This is a genomic window from Clostridium sp. JN-1, assembly GCF_003718715.1.
Lineage (GTDB): Bacteria > Bacillota > Clostridia > Clostridiales > Clostridiaceae > Clostridium_AV.
In genome coordinates this window covers 2,614,027-2,640,060 of the sequence record NZ_CP033465.1, presented here as the reverse complement: position 1 = coordinate 2,640,060, position 26,034 = coordinate 2,614,027, and the positions used below count along the sequence as shown (strand labels likewise).

Annotated in this window: 17 protein-coding genes, 2 rRNA genes, 1 pseudogene, 1 riboswitch and 1 other annotated feature; of the genes and pseudogenes, 18 read left to right on the top strand and 2 right to left on the bottom strand. The window is 33.6% G+C overall.

Annotated elements, in window-relative coordinates:
- Nucleotides 1-3 precede the first annotated feature (3 nt).
- Entirely contained in the window at nt 4-1,854 is a 1,851-nt protein-coding gene (locus tag EBB51_RS12665) for a YgiQ family radical SAM protein (RefSeq protein WP_123054781.1), read from the bottom strand.
- Nucleotides 1,855-2,238: 384 nt separating this feature from the next.
- Nucleotides 2,239-2,405: riboswitch (M-box (ykoK) riboswitch) on the top strand.
- 244 nt (nt 2,406-2,649) lie between these two features.
- On the opposite strand from EBB51_RS12665, the gene EBB51_RS12660 reads away from it, so the two are divergent.
- The 15 genes from EBB51_RS12660 to EBB51_RS12585 all read left to right on the top strand — a co-directional run bounded on the left by EBB51_RS12660 (nt 2,650) and on the right by EBB51_RS12585 (nt 18,257).
- The gene (locus EBB51_RS12660) at nt 2,650-3,912 is read left to right on the top strand and encodes a CBS domain-containing protein (protein ID WP_123054780.1); all 1,263 of its coding nucleotides are present in this window, start codon (nt 2,650-2,652) and stop codon (nt 3,910-3,912) included.
- Nucleotides 3,913-3,928: 16 nt separating this feature from the next.
- Entirely contained in the window at nt 3,929-5,152 is a 1,224-nt protein-coding gene (locus tag EBB51_RS12655) for an Nramp family divalent metal transporter (RefSeq protein WP_123054779.1), read from the top strand.
- 224 nt (nt 5,153-5,376) lie between these two features.
- Nucleotides 5,377-6,087: a spore cortex-lytic enzyme gene (gene sleB / locus EBB51_RS12650; RefSeq protein ID WP_123054778.1), complete on the top strand. Its 711-nt coding sequence runs from the start codon at nt 5,377-5,379 to the stop codon at nt 6,085-6,087.
- A 97-nt stretch (nt 6,088-6,184) separates the two neighbouring features.
- Nucleotides 6,185-6,418, top strand: a binding site (T-box leader).
- 138 nt (nt 6,419-6,556) lie between these two features.
- On the top strand, nt 6,557-7,468 hold the full coding sequence (gene cysK, locus EBB51_RS12645) for a cysteine synthase A (RefSeq protein WP_123054777.1): 912 nt from the start codon (nt 6,557-6,559) through the stop codon (nt 7,466-7,468).
- A gap of 116 nt (nt 7,469-7,584) precedes the next feature.
- Nucleotides 7,585-8,178, top strand: a complete 594-nt coding sequence (gene epsC / locus EBB51_RS12640; protein WP_123054776.1) for a serine O-acetyltransferase EpsC — start codon at nt 7,585-7,587, stop codon at nt 8,176-8,178.
- 258 nt (nt 8,179-8,436) lie between these two features.
- The gene (locus tag EBB51_RS12635; protein ID WP_123054775.1) at nt 8,437-9,135 is read left to right on the top strand and encodes a lysophospholipid acyltransferase family protein; all 699 of its coding nucleotides are present in this window, start codon (nt 8,437-8,439) and stop codon (nt 9,133-9,135) included.
- 111 nt (nt 9,136-9,246) lie between these two features.
- The gene (gene nth, locus EBB51_RS12630; protein ID WP_123054774.1) at nt 9,247-9,870 is read left to right on the top strand and encodes an endonuclease III; all 624 of its coding nucleotides are present in this window, start codon (nt 9,247-9,249) and stop codon (nt 9,868-9,870) included.
- A 718-nt stretch (nt 9,871-10,588) separates the two neighbouring features.
- Complete coding sequence (locus EBB51_RS12620; protein ID WP_123054773.1) at nt 10,589-10,834, top strand: GIY-YIG nuclease family protein; 246 nt, start codon at nt 10,589-10,591, stop codon at nt 10,832-10,834.
- 156 nt (nt 10,835-10,990) lie between these two features.
- The gene (locus EBB51_RS12615; protein WP_123054772.1) at nt 10,991-11,686 is read left to right on the top strand and encodes a response regulator transcription factor; all 696 of its coding nucleotides are present in this window, start codon (nt 10,991-10,993) and stop codon (nt 11,684-11,686) included.
- Complete coding sequence (locus EBB51_RS12610) at nt 11,673-12,692, top strand: HAMP domain-containing sensor histidine kinase (RefSeq protein ID WP_123054771.1); 1,020 nt, start codon at nt 11,673-11,675, stop codon at nt 12,690-12,692. Before EBB51_RS12615 ends, EBB51_RS12610 begins: the two co-directional genes overlap by 14 nt.
- A gap of 124 nt (nt 12,693-12,816) precedes the next feature.
- Nucleotides 12,817-13,509 (top strand): ABC transporter ATP-binding protein, encoded by a 693-nt coding sequence (locus tag EBB51_RS12605; RefSeq protein WP_123054770.1) that lies wholly within the window; start codon nt 12,817-12,819, stop codon nt 13,507-13,509.
- Entirely contained in the window at nt 13,496-16,081 is a 2,586-nt protein-coding gene (locus EBB51_RS12600; RefSeq protein WP_123054769.1) for an FtsX-like permease family protein, read from the top strand. The genes EBB51_RS12605 and EBB51_RS12600 overlap by 14 nt, the downstream gene beginning before the upstream one ends.
- A 469-nt stretch (nt 16,082-16,550) precedes the next feature.
- Nucleotides 16,551-16,805: a CPCC family cysteine-rich protein gene (locus EBB51_RS12595; protein WP_123054768.1), complete on the top strand. Its 255-nt coding sequence runs from the start codon at nt 16,551-16,553 to the stop codon at nt 16,803-16,805.
- 90 nt (nt 16,806-16,895) lie between these two features.
- A complete protein-coding gene (locus tag EBB51_RS12590; RefSeq protein ID WP_123054767.1) occupies nt 16,896-17,417 on the top strand; it encodes a cysteine hydrolase family protein in 522 nt (173 codons plus the stop codon).
- 60 nt (nt 17,418-17,477) lie between these two features.
- On the top strand, nt 17,478-18,257 hold the full coding sequence (locus EBB51_RS12585; protein WP_123054766.1) for an alpha/beta hydrolase: 780 nt from the start codon (nt 17,478-17,480) through the stop codon (nt 18,255-18,257).
- 154 nt (nt 18,258-18,411) lie between these two features.
- Here EBB51_RS12585 and EBB51_RS12580 read toward each other — a convergent pair.
- Nucleotides 18,412-18,897 (bottom strand): annotated as a pseudogene (locus EBB51_RS12580) (nicotinamide-nucleotide amidohydrolase family protein); the annotation flags it as partial.
- 201 nt (nt 18,898-19,098) lie between these two features.
- Between EBB51_RS12580 and murD the strand changes: the two are divergent.
- The 3 genes from murD to EBB51_RS12565 all read left to right on the top strand — a co-directional run bounded on the left by murD (nt 19,099) and on the right by EBB51_RS12565 (nt 25,866).
- Complete coding sequence (gene murD, locus EBB51_RS12575; protein WP_123054764.1) at nt 19,099-20,478, top strand: UDP-N-acetylmuramoyl-L-alanine--D-glutamate ligase; 1,380 nt, start codon at nt 19,099-19,101, stop codon at nt 20,476-20,478.
- 599 nt (nt 20,479-21,077) lie between these two features.
- Nucleotides 21,078-22,590 (top strand): 16S ribosomal RNA (locus tag EBB51_RS12570).
- Between the two features lie 376 nt (nt 22,591-22,966).
- Nucleotides 22,967-25,866 (top strand): 23S ribosomal RNA (locus EBB51_RS12565).
- Together the 16S and 23S rRNA genes form the textbook arrangement of a ribosomal RNA operon.
- Nucleotides 25,867-26,034 lie beyond the last annotated feature (168 nt).

Sequence of the window (26,034 nt, the reverse complement as noted above, 5' to 3'; positions counted from 1 at the left end):
TCCTTATTTCTTATTTATTTTATTAACTTTAGTTTTATGTTTTGAATGTACTCTCATATGAGAAGGAATAAGACATTTTGGACCACTGCCAATTAAATCTTCCCTGTGAGTTTTTATAAGAGCTTCCTTTACTAATTTGTAGTTCTTAGGAACACTAAACTGAAGAAGGGCTCTTTGCATATTTTTTTCCTTTTGTGTCTTTGGTACGTATACTTTTTCATTTGTTAGAGGATTAATACCCGTGTAATACATTGTAGTTGATAAACTACCTGGGGTAGGGTAAAAGTCCTGAACTTGCTCCGGCGTATATCCCATATGTTTAATGTATTCAGCTAACTCTACAGCAGCATTTAAGTCACTTCCAGGGTGGCTTGACATCAAATATGGAACAAGATACTGCTTTTTGTTTAGCTTTTTGTTTATACGAAAGTATTTATCAACAAATTTTTCATATACTTTTCTTGAAGGTTTACCCATTTGCTTTAAAACCCTATCACTTATGTGTTCTGGAGCTACTTTTAGCTGGCCGCTTACATGATATTTACAAAGTTCTTCAAAAAAACTTGTATCCTTATCATAAATTAAATAATCATATCTTATTCCAGATCTTATAAACACTTTTTTTATACCTGGCAGCTGCCTCATTTTTTTAAGCAAGCTTAGATATTCAGAATGACTTACTACCAAGTTTTTACACGGAGTTGGAGATACACACTGCCTATTTTTGCAAACACCAACCTTTTCTTGAATTTTGCAAGATTTATGTCTGAAATTTGCAGTAGGACCTCCTACATCATGTATGTATCCTTTAAAATCATCAAGTGTTGTAAGTAATTTAGCTTCATCTAATATTGACTGCTGACTTCTATTTTGAATAGTTCTCCCTTGATGAAAATTTAGTGCACAAAAAGAACAGCCTCCAAAACAACCTCTATGGCTTGTTATGGAAAATTTAACTTCATTTATTGCAGGTATTCCTCCCTTAGATTCATACATTGGATGGTATGTCCTTGTATATGGGAGGTTGTAAGTTATATCCATTTCCTCTTGATTTAACGGGTATTGAGGTGGATTTTGTATAATATAATGATCACCATGTTTTTGAACCACTGTTTTGCCGCTTATGGCATCTTGTTCATAGTATTCTAACTTATAACTTTCAGCATAAGCTTCTTTATCTTCAGATATATCTTCAAATGAAGGAACTTCAACAAAGTCTTTTAAGTTATCTAATGTTTTAGCTGAATAAACAGTACCGCGAACATTATGTATATCATTTATATTCATACCGTATTTCAATAGATTTGCAACCTGAACTACAGTTTTTTCACCCATTCCGTACATTAAAAGATCAGCTTTTGAATCCATGAGAATACTTCTTCTGACTTTATCTTCCCAGTAATCATAATGAGCAAATCGTCTCAAACTTGCTTCAATTCCTCCAATTAGTATTGGAACATCTTTATACGCTTCTCTGGCTCTATTACAATATACTATAACTGCTCTATCAGGTCTGTGACCTTCCTCACCTCCTGGTGAATAAAGGTCATTGTGTCTTTTCTTTTTTGCAGCAGTATAATGATTTACCATAGAATCTATATTACCAGAGTTTATGAGAAATCCGAGCTTTGGCTTACCAAGTTTTTTGAAATCTTCAGCATTATTCCATGACGGCTGTGCTATTATTCCAACGAGAAAACCTTGACTCTCTAGAACCCTAGAAATAATGGCAGTTCCAAATGAAGGATGGTCTATATAAGCATCTCCTGTAATTAAAACAAAATCCAATCTGTCAATGTTTCTGTCTTTTAAGTCGCTTTTACTTACAGGCAAAAAATTATTATTTATTATCATAAGAACTCTCCATTCAAATATTTGTATAATTAATTATATTATTGACTCTTTACATAAAAGTATGTTAAATCTTATATTAACATAACAAGAAAAAAATATAAATAAGTGTCTTTAACATAGGACATAGGACAGAGGACAGAGAAGGAGGATTTTTCTCCGCTGCGCTGCAAAAAATCTTCCATCATTGTCCTATGTCCTATGTCCTCTGAATTTGTCCTCTGTCCTCTGGTTATAAGTGCAGGAATTAAAAACAATTGATTGATATATATAGCAAAACTAATCAAAGTTCAAATAAAATAATTTAATAAGCAAATTTAGATAAATTTAAAGTTTACAGTTGCATTTTCGGAAATTTGTAATATAATAAATAATGTGAAATGAAATATAAATTAATGTTAGGTGAGGCTCCTATATAGATATACGCTACTGCCCGGAAACATCGAGAGATGCCAATGGGTCAACAGGTACTACCGATTCAAGGTTTTACTTAATGCAGCTTGACTTTGATGTCTAAAGCTATATAGTGCTAAAACTCGTACAGGTGAGTTCTAGTTTATTGAGAGTCTTTTAAAGGGCTCTTTTTTATTTTAAGATATTAAGGTTAAGTTTATTTTTAATTTAAATAGGTGGTGTTATAAATGGACGTTGGTCCTTATAGCGGTCGGTTAAATTGTACATTAAAATTTAATAATAAGAGCGCAGAAGAATATTTAGGTTAAGGCATATCTTTAAGTTTACATTTCGTTAGTATTGAAAACCGCAAATATTCTCCTGCATGCGAAAGGAGGAATATTTGTGAATAGACTATCTAGTTTTTTCTTAAGTAAGGTTCTCTATAAAAAGATATATGATGAGTTTGATGAATATATAGGGAAGTTATGCGATATTTACGTTACTACGGAGGATGGATTCCCTAGGGCAATAGCTTATCAGATAAAGAGAGACGGAGAACTAATTAATTGTGAATTCAAAAATATTATATTTTATGATGATGATGATAAAATTCTTATAAAAGGTGAAGGAGTAAGGGAGATAATTTTACAAAGATATTCTTACCTTTTATCTAAACATCTATTAGATAGACAAATTGTTGATATAAACGGAAAAAAGCTTGTTAGAGTTAATGATCTTAGGATTGCACAAATGGCAGGAGAGTATAGAGTAGTAGCTGTAGACACAGGAGTTTTGGCACTTGGCAGAAGGCTTGGAATAGAAGGAATAGTAAAAAGTTTTTACAAATTATTTAATAAGGTACCAGCAGATAGTTTAATAATATGGGATAATGTTGAGTCACTTGAAATGGTAAATAATAATTTGAAGTTAGCAGTTCCATATCAAAAGTTATCTAAACTTCATCCTGCAGATTTGGCAGATATATTGGAAGATATGGATATAAACTATAGAAAGAAAGTTATTGAAAGCTTGGATCAAAATTTAGCAGCAGATATACTTGAAGAGATAGAACCTGATATTCAAGCAGATATTTTAGAAAATATGAGTCAGTCTAAAAGAGGAGAAATTTTGCGTGAAATGCCTAATGATGAAATAGCAGACATATTGGATGAAGTTGATTCAGAAACTATGGAAAAAATATTGATGGATATGAAAAAGGAAAGTGCAGATCAAGTAAGAGCACTTATGAACTATAAACAGGAAACAGTTGGAAGTATAATGAACCAAGATTTTATATCATTTAATATTAGTATAACTGTGGGTGAAACTATAGATATTTTAAAAGAGACTAATCCAGATGATGAAGTAATTCATTATATATATATAACTGATGATCAACAAAACTTAAAGGGTGTAGTTTCATTAAAAGATATATTATTGTCGGATTCTGAAACAAAACTTAAAGAAATAATGACAGATAATCCTACAAAAATAACTGACAACGAGGATGTCGATGAAGCTATTGAGTTGTGTTCCAAATATGACCTTTTATCTATACCTGTAATTGATGAACAAGGCAAATTATGCGGCATTGTTATATTAAATGATTTAGTTGAAGATATATTAATGCCTATGTGGAAAAAGAGGATTAAAAAGGTAGGATAGAAGGAAGGTGAGCCGCGTGAAAAGTAAAAATAAGTTTTTAATAATGCTTAGTATATTGGGACCAGGGCTTATAACGGCAAATGCTGGTAATGATGCTGGCGGAGTTACTACCTATTCTGTTGTAGGTGCACATTATGGATATTCAATGCTCTGGGGAATGTTTGTTATAGCCATAGGTCTTGCCGTAGTACAAGAAATGAATGCAAGAATGGCAGTAGTTACGGGAAAAGGACTTTCTGATTTAATAAGGGAACGATTCGGTGTAAAATGGGCATTTTTTGCCATGGCTGTTTTATTAATTGCTAACTTAGGTGTTTGCATAGGAGACTTTGCTGGTGTTGCAGCAAGTCTCGAACTTTTTCATGTAAACAAATATATATCTATCCCAATACTTACAATATTGATATGGATAATAGTAACACAAGGTAATTATTCAAAAGCTGAAAAAATATTTTTGCTGCTTACGATAACATTTTTTAGCTACTTCATAACAGCCTTTTTAATTAAACCTGATTGGAGTCATGTATTTACAAGTATAGTAAGACCCCATGCTAAATTTGATAAAGGATACTTTTTAGTACTTATAGGACTTGTAGGTACTACAATTACCCCATATATGCAGTTCTATTTACAGTCATCCATAGTAGATAAGGGCATATCTTTAAAAGAATATGGTTATGAAAAAGTTGATGTATATTTTGGAACTTTTTGGGCTATTTTGACTGCACTATTTATAACTGTTTGTACAGCAGAAACTTTGTTTAAAGCAGGAATAAGAATAGATACTGCACAAGATGCAGCTTTAGCATTAAAACCACTTGCTGGAAATTACTCGTTTATACTATTTGCAGTTGGGCTCTTAGGTGCATCATTTTTAGCATGCTGTGTAATACCACTTTGTACAGCTTATGCTGTGTGTGAAGCTTTTGGTTTTGAAAGTGGAATTGATAACAGAATTAAAGAAGCACCTGTGTTTTTCGGATTGTTTTTTATAATGCTAGTAGTAAGTGCCATAATAGTAATGATGCCTAATATATCGCTTATAAATGTAATACTTGCAACCCAGCAGTTAGCTGGAATACTTTGCCCAATAGTACTTATTTTTATGATAATACTTGTAAATGACGAAGAAGTAATGGGAAAGCATGTTAATAATTTACTTCAAAATATAATAGCAAAATCTACAGTTATACTTATAATAGTTTTAACTATTTTAGCTTTTGCTGGTAACTTTATTTAATATATTGAAGCAGCCATACCAAATGCAGCGGGCGGGCTGCATTTTTATTTTTAAGCTGTGCTTTAATTTACCAAAGGTATTTATAGTATCTTTTCATATAATTACGTATACACTATGACTATAAAAATAGTATGTCTTTAAATTTTCAAGTCCATGTAGGTAATATACTTTGAAATTTATACTAAAGTTAAAATCTATGTTGAATTGAGAAGTGGAGTGATTATATGAAAAAAATGCTTTTTAAGTTTAAGAGAGAAATAATATGTACACTTGTAATAATTTTTACATACATTGCTACTAGCATCTGGGTTTTACCATATGGGAATGATATAAAAACTGCAGCATATTATGGTTCTAGAGGAGGAATTGTATATCAAATTCAAAGTAAATTAAAAGCATGGTACTACTATACTGGAAATGTTGATGGTATATATGGATATAAGACATATACTGCAGTTAAAAAGTTTCAGGCTAAAAATGGTTTAAATGTTGATGGAGTTGTAGGAAATAGTACACTTAATGCATTGGGTATAAATACTGGAACTGCAGGTAAAGCAAATGCTGATTCTAAAACAACTTCTAATAATCAAGATGTAACTTTACTTGCTAGACTTATAAATGGTGAGGCACGCGGTGAGCCATATGAAGGTCAAGTAGCAGTTGGAGCTGTGGTACTTAATAGAACTAGGAATCCAAAATTTCCATCTTCCGTAGCGGGTGTAATATATCAACCAGGAGCATTTACTGCAATAGTAGATGGACAGATAAATGCAAATTTAGAACAGAGTTCAATAAATGCTGCAAGAGATGCTTTAAATGGATGGGATCCATCTGGGGGAGCAATTTATTATTTTAACCCAGCTACTGCTACAAGCAGCTGGATATGGTCAAGACCGCTCATAAAAATTATAGGTAAACACAGGTTTTGTAAATAAAGTGTAATTTTATATAAAATGTTTTGTGAAAATGTATTGACAAAATAAAATATAATTATATAATAGTTATATAGTAACAATTCACAGTAAAACACTCTGAAATACTTTGAAAAAGGAAAGTAACTTAGATAGAATTTGAAAGAGAGAAAATCATTGGTGAAAGATTTTTATTGGAAATTTAAGCGAAGTGCCCTTTGGAGTAGTAGGCCGAATTAAGTAGGTTGTATCGGATTCACCCGTTATAGTGATAGAGTATAGCGCGTACTCGAAAAGTGAGATTCTTTGAATCTAATGGGAGTGGAACCGCGGAGTTTATAACTTCGTCTCTATATAATAAATAGAGACGGAGTTTTTTTGACGTCAAAAATCCTTAAATGACATAATTTATTAGATTGCTGGAATTCTAGATTAATATTGTTCGCAATATTAAAAATTTTTGATAAATTTTATTATATGGAGGTATTTGTAAATGATTTATAATAGTGCAATAGAACTAATAGGAGCTACTCCTTTATTCAAATTAAACAACTTGGTAGATGAAAATTCAGGAGAGGTGTATGTAAAACTAGAAAAGTATAACCCAGGTGGAAGTATAAAAGATAGAGCTGCACTTGGAATGATAGAAAAAGCTGAAAAGAAAAATTTACTCAAAAAAGGCGATACTATTGTAGAACCAACAAGTGGAAATATGGGAATAGCCCTTGCTATGATAGGAAAACTTAAGGGTTACAAAGTTATAATAGTAATGCCAGAAACAATGAGTGCAGAGAGAAGAAGCCTTATGAAAGCTTATGGCGCAGAATTAGTTTTGACAGAAGGTGCAAAGGGGATGAAAGGTGCTATAGAAAAGGCAATTGAAATAGGAAGCGGCAAAGAAGGATACTATATACCGCAGCAATTTATAAACGAGGCAAATCCTTTTAAACATTATGAGACTACAGCAGAAGAAATAATTGAGGATGTAAAAGATGCAGCTGCATTTGTAGCTGGTGTTGGAACTGGTGGAACAGTTTCTGGTGTTGGTAAAAGGTTAAAAGAATTTAATAAGGATATAAAAGTAATAGCAGTAGAGCCAGCAAATTCACCAGTACTTTCTGGAGGAAAAGCATCAGCTCATAAAATACAAGGAATAGGTGCAGGTTTCATTCCTGACATATACAAAAAGGAATTAATAGATGAGATTATAACAATAACTGATGAAGAAGCTTTTGAATATGCTAGAAGAATGGCAAAAGAAGAAGGAATATTAGTTGGAATATCTTCTGGTGCAAATATACTTGCAGCTATAAAAGCTGCTAAAAAACTTGGAAAAGGTAAAAAAGTTGTAACTGTTGCTCCAGATGGTGGAGAAAAGTATTTGTCAATGGGACTTTACGATTAATAAATTTAAATTGTGAAAATAAGTTAAGGATGACTTTACTATACTTGTACAATCATCCCTAACTACCTATTTTAGTATATATGATATCTATTTAATTTTAAAGGTGGGAAAGAAAAATGTTTGGATTTTTTAAATCTATAAAATATGATTTAAGGAATGCTGTTAAAAAGGATCCAGCAGCAAGGAATTCACTGGAGGTTTTAATTTTATATCCTTTTATTCATGCAGTTATAAATCACAGAATAGCATACTTTTTTTATAAGAAAAAAATGTTCTTTACGGCAAGATTAATATCTCAATTAGGAAGATTTTTTACTGGAATAGAAATCCACCCCGGAGCCAAAATTGGAAAAGGATTGTTTATAGATCATGGTATGGGTGTTGTTATTGGAGAAACAGCTGAAATAGGTGATAATGTTACATTATATCATGGTGTAACCCTAGGGGGAACAGGAAAGGATATTGGTAAAAGGCATCCGACTATAGGTAATAATGTTATAATTGGCTGCGGAGCAAAGGTACTTGGTCCAATAAAGGTTGGAGATAACGCAAAAATAGGTGGAAATGCAGTAGTTGTAAAAGATGTACCAGCTAATACTACAGCTGTTGGTGTACCTGCTAAAATTATATATAAGAAGTCAGCACCTATTATAGAAATAAAGGATTATCTCGGAAGGAAAAAGGACATATATAATGATATGGTCATATAAATGATTTATACTTTTATATTGTAAAGGATATTTAAATATATATATTAAGTCCGCTAAACTTGAAGTTTACGGACTATTTTTTTATAGATAAATAAGTTGATTTATTTGCAATATGATATATAATAAAAATTGATTTATTAAGCATTTTTTATTAGCCTGAGATTTTATGCAAAAAATTGTTGGGGTAGATTTTTGGAATGTTTTTAGGCTATAATTTATAATATATAGTATAATACATATAGGAAAGGTGGGCTTTATATGATATCTCCTATAATTGTTAAAGCTATGGGTTATCTTCCTCAGGGGTTTCTAGAATATTCATCGAGAAAAATTTTAAATAGGTATATTAACAAATATGCCGATATAGAAGTACATGGTATGGAAAATTTAAACGATGTAAACAGACCTATTTTATTTATATGTAATCATTTGAGTAATTCAGATGCACTTGTTATAGATAAAGTACTTAAAAGAGAGGATATAACTTTTGTTGCAGGGGTAAAGCTTTGCAGCAATCCATTAACTAATCTTGGCATGAAAATAACTAAAACGATTGGTATAAAGCCTAATACTGCAGACAAGGATGCAATATCAAAGGTTGTAAAGACTTTAAAGAGCGGCAATAACATACTTATATTCCCAGAAGGTACTAGAAGTAGAGTTGGAAGCATGAGAAATGGGAAAAGAGGAGTTGTCTTAATGCAAAAATTGAGTAAGGCAAATATAGTTCCAATAGGAATCTCTGGAAGTGAAAAACTTCTTCCAATAGATGATAAGGATATGGCACTTGAAAAATTTCAGTATGCAAAAGTAAAACTCAGCATAGGTAAAAAATTAGAAATTCCTCCAAAAGTGGAAGGTGAAACTAAACATGATTACGAAGGCAGATTGCTTGATGTGTTCATGAGAAGTATTGCTAATTTGCTTCCAGAAGAGTATAAGGGGGTATATAAATAATTTTATAAAAATTGCTATATGTTAAATTTGATTTTTAGACACTAAGTTTGCAGCTTGGTGTCTTTTATATATAATATAAATTAAAGATTTTCAAAATAAGAAGGTGTTAATGTGGATAAATCAACTATTAATAATATCTTAGATGTATTAAAAAAAACTTATCCGGATGCAAAATGTGCTTTAAAGTTTAATTCACCATATGAATTACTTGTATCTACGATACTATCTGCACAATGTACTGATGTAAGGGTAAATCAAGTTACAAATGAATTATTCAAAGAATACAATTCTCCAGATAAAATGGTAACTTTAACAGAAGAAGAATTGAGCGAAAAAATAAGGAGCTGCGGCTTTTATAAAAATAAAAGTAAAAATATTTTAAATACAAGTAAATACATATTGAAAGATTACAATGGTAAAGTCCCAAGTACTATGGAAGAACTATTAAAACTTCCGGGGGTTGGCAGAAAAACAGCTGATGTTGTACTTTCAAATGCATTTGGAATACCGGCTATAGCTGTAGATACACATGTGTTTAGAGTATCAAATAGACTTGGTATAGCAAAGGGAAAAACTCCAGAACAAGTTGAAAAGGAACTTATGAAGAATATACCGAAAGACATGTGGAGTGCCTCGCATCATTACTTAATTTGGCATGGAAGACTTATATGTAAATCGAGAAAACCAAAGTGTGAAGAATGTCCTCTTTCACCGTATTGTGAATACACATTGTAGGATTCCTAAATTGCAACTTAACTTACACTCCGGAATATATATACAGCCTTTGACACTGTAAAAACTTTTATTACAAATTTAAAGCTCTTATTTTGAAAATTCAAGAGGCTCAAATAAACTCGCAGGCTCAGACAGTATTTGATCCCCTAGAATTTTCTAAAATATTTCGCTAAAACTTGTAATAAAAGTTTTTAATGTGCCTTCAGGCTGTATATATATCCCTACGTGTAAGTTAATGCATGAACTGGAAACCGTATATTAGAAATTTTCTAAAAAATTGGTTTAGGCATTGATATATTAAGATATTGTGAGAAACTTGGATTAACTTATCCTGAAAGGGACAAGATTAACAGAAGAAAATATGATGCATCTTGAGAAAAAAATTAATATATACAAGAAAATGATATCCGAAAAAAGGATTAATATATGTTAGGTAAAATTAATTGGAGGTAATATGTATGAGATATAGACGATGGCGCGCTATTGTTTGTGGCTCCGTGCAAAGACTACATAAAAATATAGAACAAAGTCTTGTTCGGAGCCGAATTTAGATTAATTTAGCTTAGTTTGCTGAATGCTCTCACTGCGATTTACAAGTAATGGAACATGGAGAACACTATTTCTATACCGAAGAGCAACTGCAATTTTTAAGACAGTGGCTGAAAAAATGTATCATCAATGCATAGCTGCAATTTGAAATTTTTAAGGGGAATGGAAAGTGAATTACGTATATATTTTAAAGTGTAAAGATGGTACTCTTTACACAGGATACACTAATAATTTAGAAAGAAGAATAAAAACTCACAACAGCGGTAAAGGAGCAAAGTATACTAGATGCAGGCTTCCGGTGGAGCTTGTTTACTCCGAAGCTTATGAAACAAAGAGTGATGCGATGAAAAGAGAATATTACATAAAGCAAATGAGCAGAGAAAATAAAATGAAACTTATATCAAATATTAGATGAACTATCATGAGCTTATATTTATGAAATAAGTTTGTTTGATATAGAAGAATGGCTAGATAAATATAGTGCTATTGCAGGAGATTATGAAAAGGCATTTGAAAAATTACTAGCTATTAGATTGATAGAAAATATAAAAATAGTAAGGTAAGTGATGATATGAAAAAAATACTTGTAGTTGAAGATGATAAAGCATTAAATAATGGAATTGTTTTATCATTAAGGCAAAATGATTTTAATTTTAGTCAAGCATTCACAATAAAAGAGGCCGAAGAGTATGCAAAAAAAAATGAATTTGATTTAATAATTTTAGATATTAATTTACCAGATGGCAGTGGATTGAATTTTTGCAGTGAAATTCGTAAAAAATCTTCTGTACCAATTATATTCCTTACAGCAAATGATATGGAAATTGATGTAGTTACAGGCTTTGAACTTGGAGGAGATGATTATATTACAAAACCTTTTAGCTTAATTATTTTAAGAGCAAGGGTATTAGCTATTTTAAGAAGAACTGAAACCGCTGTAAAAGCTAATAAGTTTGAAATTGATGATTTTATATTTGACTTTGAAAAAATGAAATTCAGGAAAAGTGGAAGGGAAATAATATTAAGCAAAACAGAACAAAAATTATTAAAAATTATGGTTGTAAATAAAAATAGTGTCTTACCACGTGCACTTCTTATTGAAAAGATATGGACAGATGGTGCAGAATACGTAGATGAAAATGCATTATCAGTAACAATCAGCAGATTAAGAAATAAATTAGAAGATAACCCCAATAAGTCAAAGTATATTCAAACAGTATATGGAATTGGCTATATGTGGGGATGCGATAAAAATGAAACAAAGTAATTTATCTTTTAAATTAATTTACATACTATTTAGCATATTATTTGTGTTGGCTTCTATTTTGTTTGCTGTGATTTTTTCATTTGAAGATCAAAGTTTGTTTGCGATTAGTTTCTATGTGTTAACTGTATTTGTTATTGCAATATTTTTTGTGTTAACAATTGGTAAGAAAGTTAAAGCTATAGTGCAAAGGTTGGACAACATGGTGGAAAAAGCAATTAATCATGAGGATTTACAACTAGGTTATGATGAAACTACACTTTCAGTTCTTGAAAATAAGCTAAATCGTTTTTTGTCTATGTCGAAAGCAATATTAAGTAAGAGAGAAGAAGAAAAAAATACTATAAAGAGTTTAATATCTGATATTTCACATCAAACTAAAACACCGATTTCTAACATATTGTTATATTCACAATTATTGCAGGAATGTGAAGAAGGCAATTGCCAATCCAAAGAATTTATAAATGAAATTACAGCCCAATCAGAAAAATTAAGTTTTTTAATTGAAACATTAGTTAAAATGTCACGACTAGAAACAGGAATAATAAATGCAAAAAGCCAGGTATCTTCAATAAATAAGTTATTAGAAAATGTAATTAATGCAATAGAGAATAAAGCTTCATTAAAAAATATTAGTATAAATTTGCAATGCAAAGATGAGGTTCAAGGCTTTTTTGATTCAAAATGGATGGAAGAAGCAATATATAACATAGTAGATAATGCAGTAAAATATACACCTATAGGTGGAAAAGTCACAATATCCGTAAATCAATATGAGATGTTTACCAATATAAATATTTCTGATACAGGAATTGGAATAAATGAAAAAGAAATTAATAATATTTTCAAGAGATTTTATCGTTCAAGTGATGTAAGTCAATATGAGGGAATTGGTATAGGATTATTTTTGGCTAGAGAGATTATAACATTTCAGGGAGGTTATATTAAGGTTAAGTCAGAACCTAAAGTTGGGTCAATATTTTCTGTGTTTATACCTAATATAAGATAAGGAACAATCAAAATTATCAGCAAATCTTTCAATACTGTTAGATTTCAGAAAGATTCTAGAAAGATTTAATTGCTATAGTTTATGTTGTAAATGAGTCATAAACTTAAGCATAGGGGGTAAACTTATGGTAATTTTAAAGACGAATGATTTAAGAAAGTATTATGGAAAAGGTGAAAATATTGTAAGGGCTTTAGATGGGATAAACCTAGAGGTTAATGAAGGAGAATTTTTAGCTATAGTAGGTACATCTGGAAGTGGAAAGAGTACTTTACTACATATGCTCGGAGGACTTGACAGACCAAGTGATGGACAAGTTATAGTAAATAAAAAAGATATATTTAAGTTAAATGATAATGAATTAACTATTTTTAGAAGAAGAAACATTGGTTTTATATTTCAAAATTATAATTTGATTCCTGTATTAAATGTTTATGAAAATATTGTATTACCAATAGAACTTGATGGAAATAAAATCGATAAAAGATATGTTGATAATGTAATTTCTGTGCTTGGCATTAAAGAAAAATTATATAACCTTCCTAATAATCTTTCAGGAGGTCAGCAGCAAAGAGCAGCAATTGCAAGAGCTTTAGCAACAAAACCAGCAATTATTCTTGCAGATGAACCAACAGGTAATCTTGATAGTAAAACAAGCCTTGATGTTATAGGGTTATTAAAAACTACAGGAAAACAATTTAATCAAACGATAGTTATGATTACTCATAATGAGGATATAGCTCAAATGGCTGATAGAATCATAAGAATTGAAGATGGAAGGATTTATAGTAAGAAGGTGAAGAGTGATGATAGGAACTAGAAATAAAAAGGCAATCAAAAATATCTCTTCAAAAACTTTAAAAGCTAATAAGCTGAGAAATATATTTTCTATAGTGGCAATAGCGCTGACAACTTTGCTTTTCACAAGCTTATTTACTATAGGAATAAGTATGATGAAATCTTTAGAAAAGAGTAATATGCTTCAAGTTGGCGGGAGTGCACATGGAAGTTTTAAGTATTTAACATCTGAAGAGTTTAATAAGATAAAAAGTAACAAACTAATTAAGGAAATTGGCTATTCAGTTTTGGTTGGTATTGCAGAAAACAAGGAACTTGAGACTCAGCAGGTAGAAATCAGATATGGAACTGATAATGAAGCAGCCATGACGTTTTCAAAGCCTAGTGTAGGAAGGATGCCGCAAAAGGAAAATGAACTAGTAACTGATACAAAAGTTCTTGATAAATTAGGCGTTCCACATAAAATAGGAGAAGAAGTAGAATTAACATATAGCATAAACGGTAAAAAATATACATATAAGTTTGTTCTTTCAGGATATTTTGAGAAAATTACTTCAGGATCAGCAAGTATGGCATGGGTATCAGATGAATTTATAAAAGCAGGACTTTCCAATATAGATAATAAAAGTGTAAAAGAACACGTGATGGAAAATGGATCAATGTCAGGTTTAATATGTGCCGATGTTATGTTTTCAAATAGCTTTAATATAGAAGGAAAGCTTTTAAAAGTACTAAGTGATAGTGGATATACGCAAGAAGATATACCCATAGGAGTTAATTGGGCATATTCATTGTCTGGTTTTAAATTAGGAATTGGTACAATACTAAAATTAATAGGAGCGGCATTTATTATTGGTCTTGCAGGATATTTTATAATTTATAATATTTTTAATATTGCGGTAACAAGGGATATAAAATTTTATGGAATACTAAAAACCATAGGAACTACGCCAAAACAAATAAAATTCATTGTAAAGAGGCAAGCTTTAATTCTTTCAGTTTTTGGAATAGCAATTGGATTAATATTAGGGTATGGATTAGGAGTAATACTCTTACCTTTTGCAATGCAATCATTAGCAATTGCTGATATAACTACAATTTCTTTTAGTCCATTAATATTTATTGGAGCCTCATTATTTTCTCTTATAACTGTGTTTATAAGCTGTAGTAAACCAGCAAGAATTGCTTCAAGAATATCTCCTGTTGAATCAATGAGATATTCTGATGTTTCAACTGAAATAAAGAGAAAATCAAAGAAATCTTCAAATGGAGCAAAGATTTATAAGATGGCTTTATCTAATATTTTCAGGAATAAAAGGAAGTCTTTTGTGGTGATGGCCTCACTTTCGTTAAGTATAATTCTTCTAAATAGTTTTTATTCAATAGTTAAAGGATTTGACATGGATAAGTATTTAAGTGGGTTTATGTCAAGTGATTTTGCAATAGGGGATAAAGCATATTTTACTCCAACCATCACATTTAAAGGCCAAAATACTTTAACTGAAGATATTGTAAAAGAAATAAGCTCTTTAGATGGCATAGAAGGTATTGGAAGAATATATTTTAAAGAGGATAAACATAAACTTAGTGATAATTCCTTTGAATGGTTTAAAGATTCAGTTAATTTAAATAGTGATGATTCCTATGCAAAAAATGCAGCCAAAAAAGTAATGGAAAATGGTGAAATAAACATTCATCTCAATGGGATTGATAAATTTATTTGGGATAAACTTGAGATAAAAAAAGGAAGATTTGATTCAGAAAAATTTGCTTCGGGGAATTATATTGTAATTGGGATGCCGCATGATGTTGAATTTAATTGTAATAAAGATATTGATAAAATACAAAATGCGGATAGAAATCATACAGCATCTTACTATGATGTTGGAGATAATATTAAAATTGATTATGGTAATGGAAATGTAAAAACATATGAAGTCATGGCAATTGCATATATTGAAAATAACCTTACAGTAAGACGCGGCGATGGTACAGATATTTTTATGCCGTCAGAGGAATTTAAAAAGCAGATTAAAAATCCAGTAATAATGACAACTATATTTGATGTAAAAGATCAATATATAAATAGTACAGAAAAATATATTCAAAATCTTATAGAAACAAAAGAGCCAATGCTTAGCTATGAATCTAGGGATACGTATAAGAAAGAGTTTGCAAAAACTAAATCAACTTATGAAGTTGTTGGATATTCCCTTAGTTTAATTGTTGCGGTAATTGGAATACTTAATTTCATAAATTCAATGTCTACAAACATTTTAGCAAGAAGACAAGAATATGCAATACTGCAAAGCATAGGAATGACAGGTAAACAGCTTAATAAGATGCTGATTTTTGAAGGTTTATATTATGCTTTGTTTACGATAATAATAGTGGTTATACTTGGAATGCCACTAACTTATGGAATAGTGTCGGTCATAGCAGCAGATATATGGTTTTTCTCATATAATGTTACTATTTTGCCTGTGTTAGCATGTATACCATTTTTAATAGCAATTTCTATGATTATTCCATGGATATTTTATAAAACTACAAGAAAGATGAGCATTGTTGAAAGACTTAGAGAAATAGAATAATAAATAAGTTTTTATATGTGTCTTCAGTTTTGGCAACATATATTTGCGTATAAGTTAAGTGTCTGAAGTGGTTATCTATATTACTATGGAATTTAATTAATACATCAAATTACTAGGACATGCCTAGGAAACATTATATAATAATTCTTGTGTTAACATAAATTAGGATGTAGTTTTGTTATGTTAAAAAACTGAATTGAATGTTGATGATATAGCTCCACCAACAGGAGTTATTGCAAAGGCAACTTCATCTATGTAAGATACAACATCTACAATGTTTGATGAAAATAGATATGTAGAATTATAATTGAAAAAAATTATTGAGATACAGAAAAATTAAATAGTAATTTGAATTACGGATTGCTTTATAATTCAAAGTGCTTTCTTAATCTATACAAAATGCAAAAAATAAATAAGTCTATAGCAGTTCTTTAACTGACTATAAACTTATTATACGAGGAGACTAGTTATGAAATATAAATGTCCATGTTGTGGTTATTATACATTTGATGAAGAGCCTGATGGAAATTATGATATATGCGAAATATGTTTTTGGGAAGATGATCCAATTCAGTTGAAAGATCCAACATATGAGGGTGGAGCTAATCATGTTAGTTTAATCCAAGCACAAAAGAATTTTTTGAAGTTTGGAGCATGTGAATATGAAATGATTATTCACGTAAGAAAACCTAAGCCAGGTGAACTAACAGGAGTTGATTGGTAATATTATAAAAATGATATTAAATTGTTAAATTTTCAATTTTTCAATTTAAGGTTGAATACTATAGATAGTAAATTTTAAAAGGAGATTAAAATGGTTTTATTAGTTGTTGATACACAAAAGTTAATAACAAATGAAGAATTATATGAATTTGATAGGTTTGTATCTAATGTTAAAGAAATAATACATGAGGCTAGGACAAATAATATTGAAGTAATATATGTACGTCATGATGATGGAATAGGGAATGAATTAACAAAAGGAACTGACGGCTTTGAAATATATGAAAAGTTTCAACCAATGAATGATGAAAAAATATTTGATAAAAAGGTTAATAGTGCTTTTAAAGGGACTGGATTGTTAGAATATTTAATAGGTAAAGGTGAAAAAGATATAATTATTGTAGGGCTTCAAACAGATTATTGTATTGATACTACTATAAAATGTGGATTTGAACATGGGTTTAATATTATTGTTCCAGCATATGCAAATACAACAGTTAATAATAAATTTATGTCAGCTAAGCAAAGCTATCAATATTACAATGAATTTATGTGGAATGGCAGATATTCAGAATGTATTTCACTGGATGAAACAATTAAAAGAATGAAATAGCTAAATTCCAATTATTTAGAAAAAGATAAAAAAATTTATGTTTAATTATGGAGGTTTTGTATGAAGGAATACATAGTTGATAATGAAAATAATAAAATGAGGTATCATGATTTACCAGGTAAAGATACGCCAATACTATTTATTCATGGCTTAGGATGTTCTGGGTCATTTGATTATCCTGAAGTTGCAGCACAAACTGATTTAATAAATCACAGACGAATATTAATAGACTTGCTTGGTAGTGGATTTAGTGATAAACCAGATGATTATTTATATACGATAAAAGAACATGCAAACTATTTATATAATTTTGTACAAGATCTAAAACTTGATAAGTTTATTATTTTTGCACATAGTTTAGGAGGCCCTATTGCACTTGAACTTGCAGATAAATGCAGAGATAATATTGAAACAATTATTCTTAGTGAAGCTAATTTAGATAAAAGCAGTAAAGGCTCATCAAGTTACGAATTTGGGAATTATCAAGAAGAAGATTTTGTAAATGGAATATTTGATGAAGTTGTCAATGAAAATTCTAGTGTAAATTCTATGTGGGCATCTACATTATCAGTTTGTTCTTCTACAGCAATTAGTAGAATTTCAAAATCAGCAGTTGCTGGTGCAGAGCCATCATGGCGTGAAATATTATATTCATTGCAATGTAAAAAGACATTCATTTTTGGTGAAAAATCTTTACAAGATAATGATAAAATTGAGCTGGAAAGACGAATGATAAACATTGAAATTGTAAAATCGGCAGGACATTCTATGGCTTGGGAAAATCCAAAGGGATTAGCAGAAGCAATTAAAAAGGGCATTTCTTATGCACGAGAATTATAGCCACTACAATAAATATATAAATTACAATTTCAGATTGAGTATTATAAATTAGTAATTTGATATAATATAAGTAAGAAAAGCTTAGTGCTACCAACACTAAGCTTCCTTAGAACATTTATTTTGCCACAATGCAGCTTAAGCAAATTGCAAAAGGCTACTTAAGTTTGAGCAGTTCTTTTCTTAAGAAGTCGAGTGCGTACATTGTAGTTTCTTTTCTTACCATATCTCTGGTCCCTGAATATTGAAGCCTTTTTACTTGAACTTTATCATTTATACAAAGACCAACATAAACTAAACCTACAGGTTTTTCAGGAGTTCCGCCTCCAGGTCCGGCAATACCAGTGGTTGATAATCCTATATTTGTACCAGAAGTTTTGGAAATGCCTTCTGCCATTTCGTAAGCAGTTTCTTTGCTAACTGCACCAAATCTATTTAAAGTTTCAGGTTTTACACCTAATCGTCTCATTTTAGCTTCATTGCTGTAGGTTACAGCACCTTCCATAAAAACTGATGAAATTCCTGGATAGTTTACAAGTTTAGCTGCTATAAGTCCGCCTGTACATGATTCAGCAGTGGCTAAAGTCAGCTTTTTTTTCATAAGTAAGTTTCCAATTACTGCTTCAATACTGGTTTCATCTTCACTTTCTGGTCCAAAGTAAGATACATTTTCATTACTCATTTTAGATGCTCCTTTTCAAAATTGTATTAACATCATAATACCATTAATTTGGCTAAATTTTTACTATATCATTTAATAAAATGTTGAATTTAAATATTTATGCAAAGTGGTATAATTAAAATAGTAATTTTACTAATATTTATGTCTTGGAGGGCTTAGATTATGAAAAGTAGCTTTATAGATTTTAAAAAATTTATAAGAGGAAAGAAAACAGCTGTAGTTGGTATAGGAATTAGCAATAAACCCTTGATAGATTTATTATTAAATCTAGGTGCAGATGTCAGTGCGTTCGATAAAAAGAATGAAGAACAGTTGGGAAAAACTGCAGACCAGCTTAGTAAAAAAGGTGTTAAGTTAGTTTTGGGCACTGGATATATGGAAAACTTAAAGAATTTTGAAGTGATATTTAAAACTCCTTCTATGAGAATAGATATGCCAGAACTTCAAGAAGCTAAGAAAGCAGGGGCATATATAACTTCTGAAATGGAGGAATTTATAAAGTATTGTCCAGCTAAAATATATGGAGTAACAGGTAGTGATGGTAAAACTACTACTACTACTTTGATATATAACATCTTAAAAGAACAGGGATATAAAACATGGGTAGGAGGAAATATAGGTACACCTCTATTTAGTAAAATAGAAGAAATAAATAAGGACGATAAAGTAGTATTAGAGTTATCCAGTTTTCAACTTATGACAATGAATGTATCACCTGAAATTTCTATAATAACAAATTTAAGTCCTAATCATTTAGACATACACAAAGATATGGATGAATATATAAATGCTAAGAAAAATATATTCAAGTATCAAGGAAAAGATGATTTGCTTATTTTGAATAAAGATAATGAATTAACTGATTCTATGACTTGTGAAGCAAATGGAAGGTTGATGCAATTTAGTATAAAGCAAAAAATTGATGATGGTGCTTATTTTCAAAATGATAAGTTGTATATAAATAATAATGAAGTATGTAAATTAGGAGACATTAAGCTAAAAGGTATGCACAATGTCGAAAACTTATTGGCAGCTTTTTGTGCTGTATCTGAAGATGTTGATATTAGTACTATGAAGAAAGTAGCTTCTTCATTTACAGGAGTAGAACATAGATGTGAATTTGTAAGAGAACTAAATGGAGTAAAATACTATAATGATTCAATAGCCTCAAGTCCTACTAGAACATTAGCTGGGTTAAAGGCTTTTGAAAAGCCAGTTATCTTAATTGCAGGAGGTTACGATAAAAACATACCGTTTGAACCTTTGGCACAAGAAGGATATAAGTACATTAAGACTTTAATTTTAGTAGGTAATACTAAAGACAAGATAAAATTAAGCTTTGATAAAGTTATAGAAGATAGGAAAATCGAATTGCCAATTATAATAGCTGATAGTTTTGAAGATGCAATTATGAAAGCAAAGGAAAATTCTAAGCAGGGAGATATAATTACATTATCACCAGCTTGTGCAAGTTTTGATATGTTTCCTAATTTTGAAGCTAGGGGAAATAGATTCAAGGAAATAGTAAATAATTTAGAATAATTATTATTGTTGAATAAAAGAATTGTAATATTAGTTATTTAGCGACCTAATATATTTTATTGTTTAAAGTTAATTTGTGAGTAATTCATATAAATACATTCTAATTATATAAATTAATGTGATAAAATATGATTTACTCATGAATTAGCTTTAATAATTAGGCTAAAAACATCGTAAACTTAACATGGAGTGTCCACATATAAAAAAGTTATAAATAAAGAGAAAAATAGAGAATAATATATATAATTTTGAATAATAATAGGACTGAGTAACTTATATGATAGTGAAAGGTGATAGAATAACACATGTCGCTTGAGTGAATAAGCGGTAATCAAGAAAAGAACTTTTAATACAAAAATTAATTACTTAATGAAAAGTTAAAATAATTAAAAAAAGTTAAAAAAAGTTCTTGACAGTTTCAAATATACATGATAGTATATAGAAGTCGCTTAGATGAAGCGATGATGAACCTTGAAAATCAAACAGAGAAGAGAATAATAAACCAGCAATTCTTTTGTAAGCTGTGAAAACAGCTTAAAAGTAAGTAAATGAGCTTAAATTGAACTTGAAACTCTGAAAAGAGTTTATATATAAGAAATTAAATTGAGAGTTTGATCCTGGCTCAGGACGAACGCTGGCGGCGTGCCTAACACATGCAAGTCGAGCGAGAGAAATTCCTTCGGGAATGGATCTAGCGGCGGACGGGTGAGTAACACGTGGGCAACCTGCCTCAAAGAGGGGGATAGCCTCCCGAAAGGGAGATTAATACCGCATAAAGTTATTTTATCACATGGTAAAATAACCAAAGGAGAAATCCACTTTGAGATGGGCCCGCGGCGCATTAGCTAGTTGGTAAGGTAACGGCTTACCAAGGCAGCGATGCGCAGCCGACCTGAGAGGGTAATCGGCCACATTGGAACTGAGAGACGGTCCAGACTCCTACGGGAGGCAGCAGTGGGGAATATTGCACAATGGGCGAAAGCCTGATGCAGCAACGCCGCGTGGGTGATGAAGGTTTTCGGATCGTAAAGCCCTGTCTTTTGGGACGATAATGACGGTACCAAAGGAGGAAGCCACGGCTAACTACGTGCCAGCAGCCGCGGTAATACGTAGGTGGCGAGCGTTGTCCGGATTTACTGGGCGTAAAGGGTGCGTAGGCAGATATTTAAGTGGGATGTGAAAACCCCGGGCTCAACCTGGGGACTGCATTTCAAACTGGATATCTAGAGTGCAGGAGAGGAAAGCGGAATTCCTAGTGTAGCGGTGAAATGCGTAGAGATTAGGAAGAACACCAGTGGCGAAGGCGGCTTTCTGGACTGTAACTGACGCTGAGGCACGAAAGCGTGGGTAGCAAACAGGATTAGATACCCTGGTAGTCCACGCCGTAAACGATGAGTACTAGGTGTAGGAGGTATCGACCCCTTCTGTGCCGCAGTAAACGCAGTAAGTACTCCGCCTGGGAAGTACGATCGCAAGATTAAAACTCAAAGGAATTGACGGGGGCCCGCACAAGCAGCGGAGCATGTGGTTTAATTCGAAGCAACGCGAAGAACCTTACCTAGACTTGACATCCCCTGAATTACCTGTAATTAGGGAAGCCCTTCGGGGCAGGGAGACAGGTGGTGCATGGTTGTCGTCAGCTCGTGTCGTGAGATGTTAGGTTAAGTCCTGCAACGAGCGCAACCCTTATCATTAGTTGCTACCATTAAGTTGAGCACTCTAGTGAGACTGCCCGGGTTAACCGGGAGGAAGGTGGGGATGACGTCAAATCATCATGCCCCTTATGTCTAGGGCTACACACGTGCTACAATGGTGAATACAGAGAGATGCAAACCCGCGAGGGTGAGCCAAACTTCAAAATTCACCTCAGTTCGGATTGCAGGCTGAAACCCGCCTGCATGAAGCTGGAGTTGCTAGTAATCGCGAATCAGAATGCCGCGGTGAATGCGTTCCCGGGCCTTGTACACACCGCCCGTCACACCATGAGAGTTGGCAACACCCGAAGTCCGTGGGGCAACCGTAAGGGGCCAGCGGCCGAAGGTGGGGTTAATAATTGGGGTGAAGTCGTAACAAGGTAGCCGTAGGAGAACCTGCGGCTGGATCACCTCCTTTCTAAGGAGTCGTAAGATAGTTAATTCTATCTTAAAAGACTGGTTTTATTATACTCTGTTTGATTTTGAGGGATTAAAAACCTAAATGGTTTTTAACAGATAATGAATTAATTATCTGTCATCACTCTCAAAAATTGTTCTTTGAAAATTGCACAGAGAAAATAAGTTAAAAGTAAAGCATATTCATGTATATTTATTCTAAAAAGAATATTTATACTGAATGAAGATTAATATAATTAATCGTACTTTGTAGAATTAAAAGATTCTTATAGTTATAGTTGGTGTAATAATATATCAACTAACAAACAAACATTAATAATAGTGTATAACTTATTATTAATGAAATAAAAATTGCTTATAGCAATTTTTAACTTAAAGGTCAAGCTACAAAGGGCGCATGGTGAATGCCATGGCACCAGGAGTCGAAGAAGGACGTGATAAGCTGCGATAAGCTTCGGGTAGGCGCAAATAGCCTGTGATCCGGAGATTTCCGAATGGGGAAACCCACATGACTAACGTCATGTACTTTAAACTGAATTCATAGGTTTATAGAGACAAACCCGGGGAACTGAAACATCTAAGTACCCGGAGGAAGAGAAAGAAAAATCGATTTCTTAAGTAGCGGCGAGCGAAAGAGAAAGAGCCCAAACCAGGAACTTGTTCCTGGGGTTGCGGGTAGATCATAAACACTTTTATTTCCTAATTGAAGAGAGCTGGAAGGCTCCGCCGCAGAAGGTAAAAGCCCTGTAAATAAAAAGAAATTTAAGTTAGATCTATTCCAGAGTACCACGAGACACGTGAAACCTTGTGGGAAGCTGGGAGGACCACCTCCCAAGGCTAAATACTACCTGGTGACCGATAGTGAAGCAGTACCGTGAGGGAAAGGTGAAAAGAACCCCGGAAGGGGAGTGAAATAGAACCTGAAACCGTGTGTCCACAACCGGTCGAAGCACATTTAAGTGCGACGGCGTGCTTTTTGTAGAACGAGCCAGCGAGTTGCGGTATGCAGCAAGGTTAAATACTTAAGGTATGGAGCCGAAGGGAAACCGAGTCTGAATAGGGCGACTAGTTGCATGCTGCAGACCCGAAACCGAGTGACCTATCCATGGACAGGATGAAGCGGAAGTAAAATTCCGTGGAGGTCCGAACCGCGTTGGTGTTGAAAAACCATGGGATGAGCTGTGGATAGCGGAGAAATTCCAATCGAACTCGGAGATAGCTGGTTCTCCTCGAAATAGCTTTAGGGCTAGCGTCGAGATTGAGTAATGGAGGTAGAGCACTGAATAGGCTAAGGGCTGAAAACAGTTACTGAACCTTATCAAACTCCGAATGCCATATACTCGTATCTCGGCAGTCAGACTGCGAATGATAAGATCCGCGGTCAAAAGGGAAACAGCCCAGATCATCAGCTAAGGTCCCAAAGTGTAAGTTAAGTGGTAAAGGATGTGGGATTTCTAAGACAACTAGGATGTTGGCTTAGAAGCAGCCACTCATTTAAAGAGTGCGTAATAGCTCACTAGTCGAGAGATCCTGCGCCGAAAATGTCCGGGGCTAAAACTTACCACCGAAGCTATGGACTCGAAAGAGTGGTAGAGGAGCTTCCTGTATGGATTGAAGCTGTACCGTAAGGAGCGGTGGACTGTACAGGAGTGAGTATGCTGGCATAAGTAGCGAGAAATAAGTGAGAATCTTATTGGTCGAAAACCTAAGGTTTCCTGGGGAAGGCTCGTCCTCCCAGGGTTAGTCGGGACCTAAGCCGAGGCCGAAAGGCGTAGGTGATGGACAATTGGCTGACATTCCAATACCGCCAGCTTCCATTTGACAGATGGGATGACGCAGGAGGATAGGATGTGCACACTGTTGGATGTGTGTCTAAGCACTTAGACGTGCCCAGAAGGTAAATCCGCTGGGATTAGTTGAGGTGTTACAGGGATTTCTTTTCTAAGAAAGAAGTATCCGATTCCACGCTGCCAAGAAAAGTCTCTATGGAGGAAACTGGTGCCCGTACCGCAAACCGACACAGGTAGGTGAGGAGAGAATCCTAAGACCATCGGAAGAATTGCTGTTAAGGAACTCGGCAAATTGACCCCGTAACTTCGGGATAAGGGGTGCCGTCCTTACGGACGGCCGCAGAGAATAGGCCCAAGCAACTGTTTAGCAAAAACACAGGTCTCTGCTAAAGCGAAAGCTGAAGTATAGGGGCTGACGCCTGCCCGGTGCTGGAAGGTTAAGGGGAATACTTAGCGCAAGCGAAGGTATGAACTTAAGCCCCAGTAAACGGCGGCCGTAACTATAACGGTCCTAAGGTAGCGAAATTCCTTGTCGGGTAAGTTCCGACCCGCACGAATGGCGTAATGATTTGGGCACTGTCTCAACAGCAAATCCGGCGAAATTGTAGTGCAAGTGAAGATGCTTGCTACCCGCAGTTGGACGGAAAGACCCCGTAGAGCTTTACTGCAGCTTAACATTGAGTTTCGGTATTGTCTGTACAGGATAGGTGGGAGACTTAGAAACTAGGGCGTCAGCCCTAGCGGAGTCATCCTTGGGATACCACCCTGACAGTACTGAGATTCTAACCGGAGGCCATGAAACTGGCCACGGGACATTGTTAGGCGGGCAGTTTGACTGGGGCGGTCGCCTCCTAAAAAGTAACGGAGGCGCCCAAAGGTTCCCTCAGAACGGTTAGAAATCGTTCGAAGAGTGCAAAGGCAGAAGGGAGCCTGACTGCGACACATACAGGTGGAGCAGGGACGAAAGTCGGGCTTAGTGATCCGGTGGTACCTCGTGGGAGGGCCATCGCTCAACGGATAAAAGCTACCTCGGGGATAACAGGCTGATCTCCCCCAAGAGTCCACATCGACGGGGAGGTTTGGCACCTCGATGTCGGCTCGTCGCATCCTGGGGCTGAAGTAGGTCCCAAGGGTTGGGCCGTTCGCCCATTAAAGCGGCACGCGAGCTGGGTTCAGAACGTCGTGAGACAGTTCGGTCCCTATCCGCTGCGGGCGCAGGAAATTTGAGAGGAGCTGTCCTTAGTACGAGAGGACCGGGATGGACTGACCTCTGGTGTACCAGTTGTTCCGCCAGGAGCACGGCTGGGTAGCTATGTCGGGACGGGATAAACGCTGAAAGCATCTAAGCGTGAAGCCCACCTCAAGATTAGATTTCCCATAGCACAAGCTAGTAAGACCCCTTGAAGAACACAAGGTTGATAGGTCAGAGGTGTAAGCATGGCAACATGTTCAGCTGACTGATACTAATAGGTCGAGGGCTTGACCAAATTAACTAAAATCGTTTAATTTGACTTTTAACTTAACTGTGCAATTTTGAGAGAACAAATTCTCAATAAAAATGATATACACGATATGCAATATGTATCAATTAACAATAAAAATTGATAGAAGCGAGCAAGACAATGAAAAATTTGAGTGAGGAGCGGAGTTTACTA

What these genes read in the sequence shown, in the direction of transcription:
- EBB51_RS12605 (WP_123054770.1), top strand. Translation starts at nt 12,817, where the DNA reads ATGGTAATTTTAAAGACGAATGATTTAAGAAAGTATTATGGAAAAGGT.
- EBB51_RS12590 (WP_123054767.1), top strand. Translation starts at nt 16,896, where the DNA reads ATGGTTTTATTAGTTGTTGATACACAAAAGTTAATAACAAATGAAGAA.
- EBB51_RS12615 (WP_123054772.1), top strand. Translation starts at nt 10,991, where the DNA reads ATGAAAAAAATACTTGTAGTTGAAGATGATAAAGCATTAAATAATGGA.
- EBB51_RS12610 (WP_123054771.1), top strand. Translation starts at nt 11,673, where the DNA reads ATGAAACAAAGTAATTTATCTTTTAAATTAATTTACATACTATTTAGC.
- EBB51_RS12635 (WP_123054775.1), top strand. Translation starts at nt 8,437, where the DNA reads ATGATATCTCCTATAATTGTTAAAGCTATGGGTTATCTTCCTCAGGGG.
- EBB51_RS12585 (WP_123054766.1), top strand. Translation starts at nt 17,478, where the DNA reads ATGAAGGAATACATAGTTGATAATGAAAATAATAAAATGAGGTATCAT.
- murD (WP_123054764.1), top strand. Translation starts at nt 19,099, where the DNA reads ATGAAAAGTAGCTTTATAGATTTTAAAAAATTTATAAGAGGAAAGAAA.
- sleB (WP_123054778.1), top strand. Translation starts at nt 5,377, where the DNA reads ATGAAAAAAATGCTTTTTAAGTTTAAGAGAGAAATAATATGTACACTT.
- EBB51_RS12665 (WP_123054781.1), bottom strand. Translation starts at nt 1,854, where the DNA reads ATGATAATAAATAATAATTTTTTGCCTGTAAGTAAAAGCGACTTAAAA.
- EBB51_RS12595 (WP_123054768.1), top strand. Translation starts at nt 16,551, where the DNA reads ATGAAATATAAATGTCCATGTTGTGGTTATTATACATTTGATGAAGAG.
- epsC (WP_123054776.1), top strand. Translation starts at nt 7,585, where the DNA reads ATGTTTGGATTTTTTAAATCTATAAAATATGATTTAAGGAATGCTGTT.
- EBB51_RS12600 (WP_123054769.1), top strand. Translation starts at nt 13,496, where the DNA reads ATGATAGGAACTAGAAATAAAAAGGCAATCAAAAATATCTCTTCAAAA.
- cysK (WP_123054777.1), top strand. Translation starts at nt 6,557, where the DNA reads ATGATTTATAATAGTGCAATAGAACTAATAGGAGCTACTCCTTTATTC.